Source organism: Maribacter sp. UH1, from assembly GCF_056839145.1.
This window is the reverse complement of sequence record NZ_CM166387.1, coordinates 3,625,499-3,637,511: the sequence shown is the minus strand read 5'-3', so window position 1 is coordinate 3,637,511 and position 12,013 is coordinate 3,625,499. Positions and strand designations below refer to the sequence as shown.

Genomic DNA, 12,013 nt, shown 5'->3' with positions numbered 1-12,013 from the left:
GCTAGTTTACATTCTTCCAAATCTAAAATCTGATATTCTTAATGCTACTGAGACAATTATCATTGATCAATTACAAAAATTTTGAGTCCAAAGAATTGTTGTTCGATGCTAAAATAAATTGTTTTGTAGGTGATAACGGAATTGGAAAAACAAACATTCTTGACTCCATCTACCATTTATCATTTGGCAAGAGTTACTTTAACCCCGTTTCTTCTCAAAACATTCGTCACGGATCAGATTTCTTTGTAATTGACGGCACTTTTGAAAAAGAGGGAAGGGAAGAAAAAATTGTCTGCAGCTTAAAAAAGAACAATAAGAAAATCATAAAACGAAACGGCAAGGCCTATGACCGTTTTGCCGACCACATTGGTCTTTTGCCTTTGGTTATTATCTCTCCGGCAGATAGAGACCTTATCATTGAAGGTAGCGATACGCGTAGAAAGTTCATTGACGGTGTTATCTCTCAATCAGACAAAAGTTATTTACAAAACCTCATCAATTACAACAAGGTAGTTTCTCAAAGAAATGCCTTGCTAAAATACTTTGCGGCCAATAGAACTTTCAATAAGGATACTTTGGCGGTCTACAATGAGCAGATGGAGACGTATGGTACTGAAATCTTTAAAAAAAGAACATCTTTTCTAGAGGCTTTTATTCCTATTTTTCAAGAACAATATAAATCTATTACAGGCAATACAGAAGATGTTTCCCTTTCCTATAACAGCAAATTGAAAGATTATGACTTGCTAACGCTTTTAAACAAAAATTTAGACAAAGACAGAGCCTTACAATATACTAGTGTAGGAGTACATAAGGATGACCTTAGTTTTGAAATCAGCAACTACCCTATTAAGAAATTTGGCAGCCAAGGTCAACAGAAGTCTTTTTTAATAGCTTTAAAATTTGCCCAGTTTCATTTTATGAAATCTCAAAGTGGCACTACCCCTATATTAATTTTAGATGATATTTTTGATAAGTTGGATGAGCACCGGGTCTCTCACATCATCACTTTGGTAAACAATGAAAATTTTGGGCAGATCTTTATAAGTGACACACATGCCGACAGAACCGAAAGTGTTGTTAAAAAAATTCATCAATCGTATAAAATATTTAAATTGTAAGGATGAAAAAATTACTGATCATTTGTTCTTTGATTCTTATTTCTTGCAATTCAAAAATTGATAAGAATCAGTTGCATTTATTAAATGGGTATTGGGAAATTAAAGAAGTTACTTTTAAGGACGGAGCAAAAAAAGTATACTCAATTAACAGTACTATTGACTATATAAAGTTAGATTCGTTAAAAGGGTTCAGAAAAAAAGTAGACCCTAAATTTAATGGTACTTTTGAAACTTCTAATGATGCCGAGCCTTTTACAATTAGAATTTCTAACGATTCTATATTCATGAGCTACAATAATAACGCTAACACATGGGAAGAGGTATTGACAGAATTATCAAAAGATAGCTTTAAGGTAAAGAACAACCAAGGTATCACCTATACATACAACAAATTTGAACCTATAAACATAACCCCATAATGGCAAGTAGAGGCAACGACAACACTTCAATGAAAGATGCACTTTCCGCATTTATTCAAAAGAATAAATTGGAAAAAGGAATAGATAAGGTTGACGCCAGAGAAGCATGGGCTAAGCTTATGGGTAACGGTGTTAATAATTACACTACAGAAATAGAATTAAAATTCGGTACGCTTTACGTAGCGTTAAGCTCTTCTGTATTACGCGATGAATTAAGCATGGGCAAATCTAAAATAGTCCGAATGCTTAATGAAGAAATTGGGAAAGAAGTCGTAAAAAAACTCGTGCTTAGATAGTTGTTGGCTGTTGGCTGTTGGAAAATACTAGATATAAAAAATGCCAGCTCTTTTGAGCTGGCATTTTTTATATCTAAACAATTTAACTTAGTAAATTTCTCTACCAGAAAAATGGAATGAACCTTCAATAGCTGCATTCTCATCGCTATCAGAACCGTGTACTGCATTCTCACCAATACTAGTAGCGAACATTTTACGAATAGTACCTTCTGCTGCGTCTGCAGGGTTGGTAGCACCTATCAATGCTCTAAAATCTTCAACAGCATTTTCTTTTTCCAAGATTGCCGCTACAATTGTACCGCTAGTCATGAATTCAACTAATTCACCAAAGAAAGGACGCTCTCTATGTACACCATAAAATTCTTGTGCATCTCTTAAGCTCAATTGTGTATATTTCATCGCTACGATCTTAAAACCAGCAGCAGTAATTTTTTCTAAAATAGCCCCAATATGTCCGTTTTTAACGGCATCTGGTTTAATCATTGTAAACGTTCTATTCGTACTCATATCTTAATTTTTGCGCAAAAATACGTTTTTCCACATATCTCACAACTATTCGTAGACTTGTTCTATTTTCTCTAACACTATTCCGTTATCACCAACTATCTTAAAATCAACCTTTTTAGTCTTAAAATCGAATTCTAAGATTCCAAAACTTTCTGTAAAAATGACTTCTCCTACTCTATATTTATTAGGCTCACCGGTAAAACCTCTATAAGCATGTGTGAGTCCGCTACTGGTAAAATCTATTACCGGATAACTCATACCTTCAATATTGGTTTTAGAAAATTCAGAAATATGTCTGTCCCCAGATAACACAATTACACCGCCCGCATTGGAATCTGCTATCATCTTTGCCAGTTTATCTACTTCATGAGGAAAATTACCCCAAGCTTCAAAGCCATGTTCATTAGATAAATACTGCACACTGCTTACGATAATATTAAAATCAGATTTTGATGTATTCAATTCATTCTCCAACCAATTCCATTGTACTTCTCCCAACATAGTTCCTTCTCCATACTCATTGGGTTTCAATCTTTTTTTGGTTTCGGTATCAGGAGTCAATTTTGTTCTAAAATATCGGGTATCAAGTATTATGATATTGATTGAATGACCATCAACTTCATATTTCTTAGCATTATAAACCCCTTTACGTTCTCTTAGCGGACTATCATCTGGCACATTCATGAAATTTAAAAACTCTTGTTGACTGGCATCTTTTGCTTCAAATTCTACTCCGCCATCATTTAGACCATAATCATGATCGTCCCAAGTACCTAATACATCCGTACTTTCTAGTAGTTTTTTATAATCGGATTGTTCTTTTTGCACATTGTACATAGCTCTTAAGGCAACCATATTATCCGTATCCGCATAAACATTATCGCCTCCCCAAACCCAAACATCCGGTTCTGTATTTAAAACATCATCCCATAAGAGATTTGGTAAATCAACTCTATTACAGGAACCAAACGCAAGTACAAAATCGGCATTCACAGCATTATCTTCTACTGTTTTTTTGTTGGATGAACACGATGCCAATATGAGGGTGCTCATTAAAAAGTATATTATTTTCATATGAGATAGTTAAGTCTGGGTAAAATTAAGGCTTTCGGTTTAAAGCCTATATTATTAAATTGTATCTTTGCCGCCATGAATTTAGAGCACCTGAACGAGCTGAAAAAGTTACTTTCTTCAACTAAGAAAATAGCAATTATTCCACATAAAAACCCCGACGGAGACGCCATTGGATCAACATTGGCACTTTGGCATTATTTAGTTAATACTGGACATACGGTCAGCATTGTAGCTCCCAATGATTATCCAAAGTTTTTAAAATGGATGCCAGGTTCAGATAAAATTTTGAATTTCGAAAAAGAAAATTTACAGTCTAAAGCATGCATTAACAATGCTGATATCATATTTACATTAGACTTCAACCATTTAGGCCGTGTAGGTCAAATGAGTGATATTCTAGAATCTGCACAAGCAACTTTTGTAATGGTTGATCACCATCAAGAGCCATCAGATTACGCTAAAATCATGTATTCAGATGTAAAAATGAGTTCTACCTGCGAAATGGTCTATGTACTCATTAATCAACTGGGCAATGAAAACAGTATTACCCCTGAAATGGCTAATTGTATATATACAGGTATCATGACAGATACTGGATCTTTTAAATTTGCAGCTACTACCAGTAATACCCATAGAGTCATTGCCGACCTTATGGACAAAGGTGCTGAAGGTACAGAAATTCACCACCGTATATATGACACCAATTCTCCAAGCAGACTGCATTTACTGGGCTGCGCTTTGAAGAACATGGTGATATTAGAAGAATTTTCAACAGCATACATTACGTTGAGCCAAGACGAACTGGACACCTTTAATTACCAAAAAGGAGACACGGAAGGTTTTGTAAACTACGGTTTAACATTGGACGGTATTAAATTTGCCGTCATATTTATAGAAAACAGAGAAGAAGGTATTTATAAAATCTCATTTAGGTCTGTTGGTGAATTTTCTGTAAATGATTTCGCAAGACAACATTTTAGTGGTGGCGGACATACAAATGCAGCAGGTGGAAAAAGTGATGATACTTTAGAAGAGACAATTACCAAATTTACATCGTTACTACCATTATATAAAGATCAATTACAATCATGAGATTAGTTTCTTTTTTATTTTTATCCATATTGATATTAGGTTGCGACGGACCAGAACCAAGAAGACCTATTCAGACAAAAAGCGGCAGTTTTTTTAAGGCGTCTATTGAAAGAAGCAGAAAATTATTGGAAGCCGAAGAAAGTAAAATTCAAGAAATTATAGCATTAGATTCTTTGAAGCACTATTCTCATAGCAGCTCTGGATCATGGTACCATTACCTAACCGTTAATGAAGAAAGTGATTACACGCCTAAAACCGACGATCTAGTTGCATTCAACTATGACATATTAACTTTAGACAATGACACTATATATTCTCAAGAAGAAATTGGTGTTGTTACCTATAAGGTTGATAAGCAAGAGTTATTCTTAGGACTTAGAGATGCCGTTAAAATGCTAAAAGAAAATGAGCGAGCTACCTTTCTCTTTCCTTCATCCATAGCATTTGGCTACCATGGCGATGAAAATAAAATAGGTAGTAATATTCCCATAAAATCTACGATTACCATTTTAAAAATAGAAAAACAAGAAGACAACACAGTAAATTAAAATGACCATTATGATTAAAAAAATGTACTTGATTGCAGTAATAGGCTTAGTTCTAGCTAGCTGCAAAACCAGTAAAAGAGCAGATTTAGGAGACGGTTTATTTGCAGATATCAAAACTTCTAAAGGCGATATAATTGTTCGTTTAGAGCAAGAGAAAACTCCAGTTACCGTGGCTAACTTTGTCTCTTTAGCAGAAGGAACAAATACTTTCGTTAGCGAAGAATACAAAGGCAAAAAATACTATGACGGATTAACGTTTCACAGGATTATGAAAGATTTCATGATACAAGGTGGTGATCCTTTAGGTCAAGGAACAGGCAATCCTGGTTATAAATTCATGGATGAATTCAACGACTCTTTGGTTCATGATAAAAAAGGTATTCTTTCTATGGCCAATTCAGGACCAACAACTAACGGTAGTCAGTTTTTCATCACACATAAGGAAACTCCTTGGTTAAACAACAAACACACTGTATTTGGTGAAGTTGTAGAAGGTATGGATGTAGTAGATTCTATTGCCAATGTTGCTGTAGGTGCAGGTAACAAACCTGTAGAACCAGTGATTATGAATACTGTTGAGATTATTAGGAATGGTAAAGAGGCTCGTAAATTTGATGCCGTGCAAATCATGACAGACTATTTTGATGGTGAAGAAGATAGACTTGCTGCTATTGAAAAAGAGAAAGCTGAAAAATTAGCTGCAGTTCAAAAAATAAAAACTGAGTTTGCTTCTTCTATTGAAGCTCAAAAAGCAAAGGCAAAAACATTGGATTCCGGTCTTAAGGTATTAACCTTAGAAAGTGGTTCTGGTGAAAAGCCAAAAGTAGGTCAGAAAGTCAACGTAATGTATGCTGGTTATTTAATGGACGGCACTTTATTTGATAGCAACTACGAAGAAATCGCCCAGAAATATGGAATGTTCGATATTAAAAGACAACAAGGTGGTGGCTATATGCCAATACCTATGGACTATTCTCCAGAATCTCGTTTAATCGCAGGATTTAGAGAAGGACTTTTAACAATGAAAGTTGGTGATAAAGTTCGTTTGTTCATTCCTTCTCATTTAGGTTATGGACCACAAGGTGGCGGTCCAATTCCACCAGATGCAGATTTAATATTTGATTTAGAAATTACGGGCTTAGCCCAATAATTATAAGAAATAAAAAAAGCCCTTTAGTTTTCACTAAAGGGCTTTTTTTATACCTGAAATTTTAATTAGTATGCTTCAGAATTTCTAAAAGCAAACTCCAGAACTTCTGAACAGATGATATACTAACCCGTTCATCTGGCGAATGGGCTCCAAGAATGGTTGGTCCAAAACTTACCATATCTACATCAGGATAATTCTGTCCTAAAATACCGCATTCCAAACCTGCATGGCAAGCAACTACCCTAGGCTCTTCTTTAAACAAATTAATATAGGTGTCTCTCGCTACAGTTAATATTTCTGAATTAGGATTAGGATTCCAACCTGGGTAAGCTCCACTAAATTCCACCTTAAAACCACTGATCTCAAAAGCGGAACGTAGAGAATTAGCCAAATCTAACTTTGCGGTATCAACAGACGAGCGCGTTAAGCACCCAATAGATATTTCTCCTTTTTCAACTTTTACAATAGCAATATTGTTAGAAGTCTCCACCAAATCATCAATTGCAGCACTCATAGCATATACGCCGTTATGTGCAGCATAGACAGCTTTAACCAGTTTTTCTTGAGCACCAAGACCCATTACCTTTTTGGCAGGTTTTAAATCTTTAAACTCTATTTGTAAATCTGGCTCTTGTACGCTTAACTCTGCCTTTATAGCTTTAGAAAGTTCATTTATCTTCTTAAAGAATTCATCGGCATGCTTTCTACCAACATTTAGTCTACAAACACTTTCCCTAGGTATTGCATTTCTAAGACTGCCACCGTTCAATGAACTAATACGAACGTTATAATCAAGACCTAAAAAAAGTAATCTATTCATAATCTTATTGGCGTTACCCAAACCTTTATGAATATCCATACCACTATGGCCACCTTTTAAACCTTTTACAGTAATTTCTAAACCGGCATCACCGTGAGTTCCGTCCTTTTCATTGTATGTTCTAGTTGCCGTAACATCAATACCACCTGCACAACCTATATCAATTTCATCATCTTCCTCCGTATCTAAATTCAAAAGAATTTCACCCTGTAAGACCCCCGCTTTCAGTTCAAAAGCTCCAGTCATTCCAGTTTCCTCATCAATTGTAAATAAAGCTTCAAGAGCAGGATGCTGTATTTCTGTACTTTCTAAAAGCGCCATTATAGCGACAACACCCATACCATTATCAGCACCTAAGGTGGTGCCCTTTGCTTTCACCCAATCACCATCAACATACATTTCTATACCTTGAGTCTCAAAGTCAAAAACGGTATCTGCATTTTTTTGATGTACCATATCTAAATGACTCTGCAGTGTTATCATTTTTTTATCTTCCATACCTTTTGTGGCAGGCTTTCTTATAATAACATTACCTATTTCATCAGAGAAAGTTTCTAGACCAAGAGCATTGCCAAACTCCAACATAAAGCTAATGACCCTTTCCTCCTTTTTAGAAGGTCTGGGCACCGCATTCAATCTAGAAAAATTCTTCCAAACTGAGATTGGCTCTAATTTATTTATATCCATACTATTATTTTCATGGTTAGTGCCTGCAAAAATACTGATAGAAAAAGGATTTCGCTATTTTTGGAGATAATGAAGATATCTTTAAAGAATGCCATTGTAATTTCATTGATTCCCCAAATCATTATTGTAAAATGGCTAGGTACGCGGTCAGACTTAGTTGAAAAATACTATAGTAACGGATTATATCCTATAATTTCTAAATTCTTTAGACTACTATTGGGATGGATACCCTTTTCAGTAGGTGATATCATTTACTTCGTGTTAATAGTACTTGCACTCCTTTACCTAATTAAAAACAGAAAATACATTTGGCGAAATAAACTGAAATTTTTACAAAATGTAGCCATGGTACTGTCCATCGCTTATTTCACATTTCATGTGATGTGGGGTTTGAATTATTATAGGGAACCGCTAGCTAAAAAACTGGAATTAACACCTAATAAAGATTATCAAGACTTACTTGAATTTACAGAACGGTTAATTCAAAAAACGAACGAAACACAGGTAACTATCACAAACGACTCAAGTTTAGCAGTCAAAATTCCGTATTCACAAAAGGAGATTTTCAACAAAACAATTCAAGGTTACGACCATTTAAAAACGATACATCCATTTTTAGCTTACGATACACCAAGCATTAAAAAATCATTATTCAGTACCGGCCTAACATATATGGGCTACGCCGGATATTTAAATCCGTTTACCAACGAAGCTCAAGTAAACGATTTACTGCCCAACTTTAGATTTCCCTTTGTTGCAGGTCATGAAGTTGGTCACCAGTTGGGATATTCCGCAGAAAACGAAACAAACTTCATAGGTTATTTGGTTACTTCTAATAACGAAGATGACTATTTTAAATATGCAGCTTATGCATATGGCTTAGGCTATTGTCTAAATGATATTAGACGATCGGACAAAAAAGATTTCGACAGATTAATGCTTCAGCTAAACGCTGGTGTTAAAAGCAACTTTCAAGAAATGGCTATTTTTTGGAACTCTTATGAAAACCCTATGGAACCAGTATTTAAATCTGTTTTTGATACGTTCCTAAAAGCTAATAATCAAAAAGAAGGAATTAAAAGTTATAGCGCTGTAGTACTCTTTTTAGTAGCCTATCACAAAGACCACCAACTTTAAAATAGGCTTAAAACTTCGCGATCCTAAAGCGATTTATTACTGTTTCCTATAATATTTTAAGAAAATAATGGCTATTCTCAATTACTGTCAATTCAATTGTTAAAGAAAAGTGAAACAGACCGAATTTACTGTAGAATCCGAGTATTTTTAAAACACTAATTCAAACCAAACATAATGAAAAAACTATTTTTTGCGCTATGCCTACTCGGGTATGGCTCATTATTAACTGCACAAGATTATTTCCCAGAAAACGCTGGGGTAAAAGTCAACAATAACAACTACACGGCTTTTACGAATGCAAAAATCTTTGTAACCCCAACACAAGTAATTGAAAAGGGAACATTATTAATTCAACACGGTAAAGTAGTTAGCGCTTCAAGTTCCGTTAGCATTCCAAAAAATGCTGTTGTTATCGATTTAGATGGAAAATCTATTTACCCTTCCTTCATTGACGTCTACTCTAAATTTGGCGTAGAACAAGCAAAGAAAAAACCAGGCAGAGGCAGATCTACTCAATACGAACCTTCTAGAGAGGGCTATTACTGGAACGACCATATAATGCCAGAAAACAAAGCAATTGAAAAATTCACTTATGATGACAAGGAAGCCAAAATACTTCGTGAAGCTGGTTTTGGTGTCGTTAACTCTCACATTCAAGATGGTATTGCCAGAGGTACCGGTGTGCTTATTGCTCTAAATGGAAACGGAACTAATGCAAACAGAATTTTAGATGACCGTTCTGCACAGTATTTTTCTTTAAGCAGGAGTATTGCCAAAGGGCAATCTTACCCTGGTTCATTAATGGGAACATTAGCGCTGTTGAGACAAATGTATAGTGATGCCAACTGGTATGCTAAAGGCAATGCGTCTACTACGGACCTTTCTTTGGAAGCACTTAATGAGAATAAAAGTTTGGTTCAAATTTTTGAAGCAAAGGATAAATCCCATGATTTACGTGCCGATAAGATAGGAGATGCCAATGGTATACAATACACCATTTTAGGTGGCGGTAATGAATTTGAGCGTATTGAAGAAATAAAAGCTACCAATGCAAAATTCATTTTACCACTTAACTTTCCAGACGCCTACGATGTTTCTAATCCGTATGCCGTAGGGTATGTTTCTTTACAAGATATGCGTTATTGGAACCAAGCTCCTTCTAACCCAAAGGTATTGGCAGAAAACGGAATTCAGTTTTCACTGACTATCCATGATTTAAAATCACCGGCTAAATTTAAAGCGAAGTTGATGAAAGCCATTGAATACGGACTTTCCCCTACCAAAGCGTTAGAAGCTTTAACTACCGTACCTGCGCAAATATTAGGTAAATCAAATGAAATAGGTTCTTTAAAAACAGGTGCTCTTGCCAACTTCTTAATTACTTCAGGTGATGTTTTTGATAAATCTACTACACTATATGAAAACTGGGTTCAAGGCACAAAAAGTGTTGTTAATTCAATGGATTCAAAAGACATTCGTGGAGATTACAACTTAACCGTTCAAGGAAAATCTTATGATGTTTCTATAACAGGAGAAATCCTTAAGCCTAAAATTGAGGTAAAGCAAGACACTTCAAAATTGTCTTCTAAAATAGCATATAATGACAATTGGGTAACTATGTCATTTGCGACAGATAAAGGTGAAAAAACATATAGAATGATAGGTGCAGTTACTAAAGCATCTGACAATCTAACTGGTCGTTTGGTATTACCTGATGGTACAGAGTCGCAATTCACGGCAACCAAATCCAAATCTTTCACAGAAAAAGAAGCTGAGAAAAAAGACAAGGGCAAAACAATAAAAGTAATGCCGGTTACCTTCCCTAATGTAGGATACGGATTCGCATCAAAACCAAAAGCACAAAATACATTGTTCAAAAATGCTACGGTATGGACAAGTGAAGATGCTGGTATCCTAGAAAATACCGATGTTCTTGTTAAAAACGGAAAAATTGTCAAAATAGGAAAAGATTTAAACGCTGGTGGCGCAACAGTTATTGATGCTACAGGCAAACATTTAACTGCTGGTATCATTGACGAACATAGTCATATTGCAGCTTTAGCCGTAAACGAAGCTGGTCAAAACAGTTCTGCCGAAGTAAAAATGGAAGATGTGGTAGACCCAGAACATATGGGTATTTATCGCTCTCTTGCAGGTGGTGTTACATCTCTACAATTACTACATGGTTCTGCAAACCCAATTGGTGGTAGATCTGCCATATTGAAATTAAAATGGGGCGAAGAAGCAGACGGATTAATATATGACAACTCACCTAAGTTCATCAAATTCGCACTTGGCGAAAATGTAAAGCAAAGTAACTGGGGCAGCTTCTCTCGTTTCCCACAGACACGTATGGGTGTTGAACAGTTATACATGAACTATTTTCAAAGGGCAAAGGAGTATGACACCAAAAAGAAAAATGGTGAGCCATATCGTTATGATGAGGAAATGGAAGTATTGGCTGAAATCATAAACGGAGAACGTTTTATTTCTTGTCACTCTTATGTGCAAAGCGAAATCAATATGATGATGAAAGTTGCTGAACATTTTGGGTTCAGAATTAATACGTTCACTCATATCTTAGAAGGGTACAAAGTAGCCGATAAAATGGCGGAACATGGTGTTGGTGCCGGTACGTTTAGCGACTGGTGGGCATACAAATTTGAAGTAAACGACGCTATACCTTACAATGCTGCTATCATGCAACAGCAAGGTGTTGTTACGGCAATTAATAGTGATGACCGCGAAATGATAAGAAGATTAAATCAAGAAGCTGCAAAAACTATAAAGTATGGCGGCATGACAGAATTAGAAGCTTGGAAAATGGTTACTATCAATCCTGCTAAGCTTTTACATCTAGATGATCGTGTAGGAAGTATTAAAGAAGGTAAAGATGCAGATTTGGTATTATGGTCTGGTAGTCCACTATCTATTTATACGAAAGCAGAAAAAACAATGATCGAAGGTGTTACTTATTTTGATTTAGAAACGGACAAGAAAAACCGTGAGAAAATCAAAAAAGAAAGAAATGAGTTGGTTACCATGATGCTTAAAGAGAAAAGTAGTGGTAAAAAAACTCAAGGTCCTAAACAGAGTGTAAAAAGAGACTTCACTTGTGAAAGCCTTTAAATCAACAAACTGCATTTCTTAAAATATAAAACA

Annotated in this window: 11 protein-coding genes; 8 read left to right on the top strand and 3 right to left on the bottom strand. The window is 35.4% G+C overall.

Annotation, left to right across the window (positions count from 1 at the left end):
• Window positions 1–41: 41 nt before the first annotated feature.
• From recF to UH1x_RS15785, 3 genes are read left to right on the top strand one after another with little or no spacing between them, the layout of a single operon-like run.
• Entirely contained in the window at window positions 42–1,121 is a 1,080-nt protein-coding gene (gene recF / locus UH1x_RS15795; protein ID WP_036153422.1) for a DNA replication/repair protein RecF, read from the top strand.
• 2 nt (window positions 1,122–1,123) lie between these two features.
• The gene (locus tag UH1x_RS15790; protein ID WP_482622880.1) at window positions 1,124–1,540 is read left to right on the top strand and encodes a lipocalin family protein; all 417 of its coding nucleotides are present in this window, start codon (window positions 1,124–1,126) and stop codon (window positions 1,538–1,540) included.
• A complete protein-coding gene (locus UH1x_RS15785) occupies window positions 1,540–1,836 on the top strand; it encodes a DciA family protein (protein WP_036153419.1) in 297 nt (98 codons plus the stop codon). The genes UH1x_RS15790 and UH1x_RS15785 overlap by 1 nt, the downstream gene beginning before the upstream one ends.
• 87 nt (window positions 1,837–1,923) lie before the next feature.
• Here the strand turns inward: UH1x_RS15785 and UH1x_RS15780 are convergent, their stop codons facing one another.
• Together UH1x_RS15780 and UH1x_RS15775 are read right to left on the bottom strand one after the other, a co-directional pair.
• Window positions 1,924–2,343: a nucleoside-diphosphate kinase gene (locus UH1x_RS15780; RefSeq protein WP_036153417.1), complete on the bottom strand. Its 420-nt coding sequence runs from the start codon at window positions 2,341–2,343 to the stop codon at window positions 1,924–1,926.
• A gap of 45 nt (window positions 2,344–2,388) precedes the next feature.
• Window positions 2,389–3,417, bottom strand: coding sequence for an alkaline phosphatase D family protein (locus UH1x_RS15775; protein WP_482622878.1), 1,029 nt, complete (start codon window positions 3,415–3,417; stop codon window positions 2,389–2,391).
• Between the two features lie 75 nt (window positions 3,418–3,492).
• Here UH1x_RS15775 and UH1x_RS15770 point away from each other — a divergent pair, with 75 nt between their 5' ends.
• The 3 genes from UH1x_RS15770 to UH1x_RS15760 are packed head-to-tail and all read left to right on the top strand — an operon-like array spanning window position 3,493 to window position 6,207.
• The gene (locus tag UH1x_RS15770; protein WP_482622876.1) at window positions 3,493–4,509 is read left to right on the top strand and encodes a DHH family phosphoesterase; all 1,017 of its coding nucleotides are present in this window, start codon (window positions 3,493–3,495) and stop codon (window positions 4,507–4,509) included.
• Window positions 4,506–5,057, top strand: coding sequence for a gliding motility-associated peptidyl-prolyl isomerase GldI (gene gldI / locus UH1x_RS15765; RefSeq protein ID WP_405415951.1), 552 nt, complete (start codon window positions 4,506–4,508; stop codon window positions 5,055–5,057). Before UH1x_RS15770 ends, gldI begins: the two co-directional genes overlap by 4 nt.
• A 10-nt stretch (window positions 5,058–5,067) precedes the next feature.
• Window positions 5,068–6,207: a peptidylprolyl isomerase gene (locus UH1x_RS15760; RefSeq protein ID WP_482622874.1), complete on the top strand. Its 1,140-nt coding sequence runs from the start codon at window positions 5,068–5,070 to the stop codon at window positions 6,205–6,207.
• A 61-nt stretch (window positions 6,208–6,268) separates the two neighbouring features.
• Here the strand turns inward: UH1x_RS15760 and UH1x_RS15755 are convergent, their stop codons facing one another.
• The gene (locus UH1x_RS15755) at window positions 6,269–7,714 is read right to left on the bottom strand and encodes an aminoacyl-histidine dipeptidase (RefSeq protein WP_482622872.1); all 1,446 of its coding nucleotides are present in this window, start codon (window positions 7,712–7,714) and stop codon (window positions 6,269–6,271) included.
• A gap of 69 nt (window positions 7,715–7,783) precedes the next feature.
• On the opposite strand from UH1x_RS15755, the gene UH1x_RS15750 reads away from it, so the two are divergent.
• Together UH1x_RS15750 and UH1x_RS15745 are read left to right on the top strand one after the other, a co-directional pair.
• A complete protein-coding gene (locus UH1x_RS15750) occupies window positions 7,784–8,851 on the top strand; it encodes a DUF3810 domain-containing protein (RefSeq protein WP_482622871.1) in 1,068 nt (355 codons plus the stop codon).
• A 174-nt stretch (window positions 8,852–9,025) separates the two neighbouring features.
• Window positions 9,026–11,980 carry an amidohydrolase family protein gene (locus UH1x_RS15745; protein WP_482622870.1) on the top strand — a complete coding sequence of 985 codons (2,955 nt, stop codon included), beginning with the start codon at window positions 9,026–9,028 and terminating at the stop codon, window positions 11,978–11,980.
• The last annotated feature ends 33 nt before the right edge of the window (window positions 11,981–12,013 follow it).

Coding starts and splice junctions, on each gene's coding strand:
- UH1x_RS15760 (WP_482622874.1), top strand. CDS start 5,068: ATGATTAAAAAAATGTACTTGATTGCAGTAATAGGCTTAGTTCTAGCT.
- UH1x_RS15755 (WP_482622872.1), bottom strand. CDS start 7,714: ATGGATATAAATAAATTAGAGCCAATCTCAGTTTGGAAGAATTTTTCT.
- UH1x_RS15790 (WP_482622880.1), top strand. CDS start 1,124: ATGAAAAAATTACTGATCATTTGTTCTTTGATTCTTATTTCTTGCAAT.
- recF (WP_036153422.1), top strand. CDS start 42: ATGCTACTGAGACAATTATCATTGATCAATTACAAAAATTTTGAGTCC.
- UH1x_RS15745 (WP_482622870.1), top strand. CDS start 9,026: ATGAAAAAACTATTTTTTGCGCTATGCCTACTCGGGTATGGCTCATTA.
- UH1x_RS15750 (WP_482622871.1), top strand. CDS start 7,784: ATGAAGATATCTTTAAAGAATGCCATTGTAATTTCATTGATTCCCCAA.
- UH1x_RS15780 (WP_036153417.1), bottom strand. CDS start 2,343: ATGAGTACGAATAGAACGTTTACAATGATTAAACCAGATGCCGTTAAA.
- UH1x_RS15785 (WP_036153419.1), top strand. CDS start 1,540: ATGGCAAGTAGAGGCAACGACAACACTTCAATGAAAGATGCACTTTCC.
- UH1x_RS15775 (WP_482622878.1), bottom strand. CDS start 3,417: ATGAAAATAATATACTTTTTAATGAGCACCCTCATATTGGCATCGTGT.
- UH1x_RS15770 (WP_482622876.1), top strand. CDS start 3,493: ATGAATTTAGAGCACCTGAACGAGCTGAAAAAGTTACTTTCTTCAACT.
- gldI (WP_405415951.1), top strand. CDS start 4,506: ATGAGATTAGTTTCTTTTTTATTTTTATCCATATTGATATTAGGTTGC.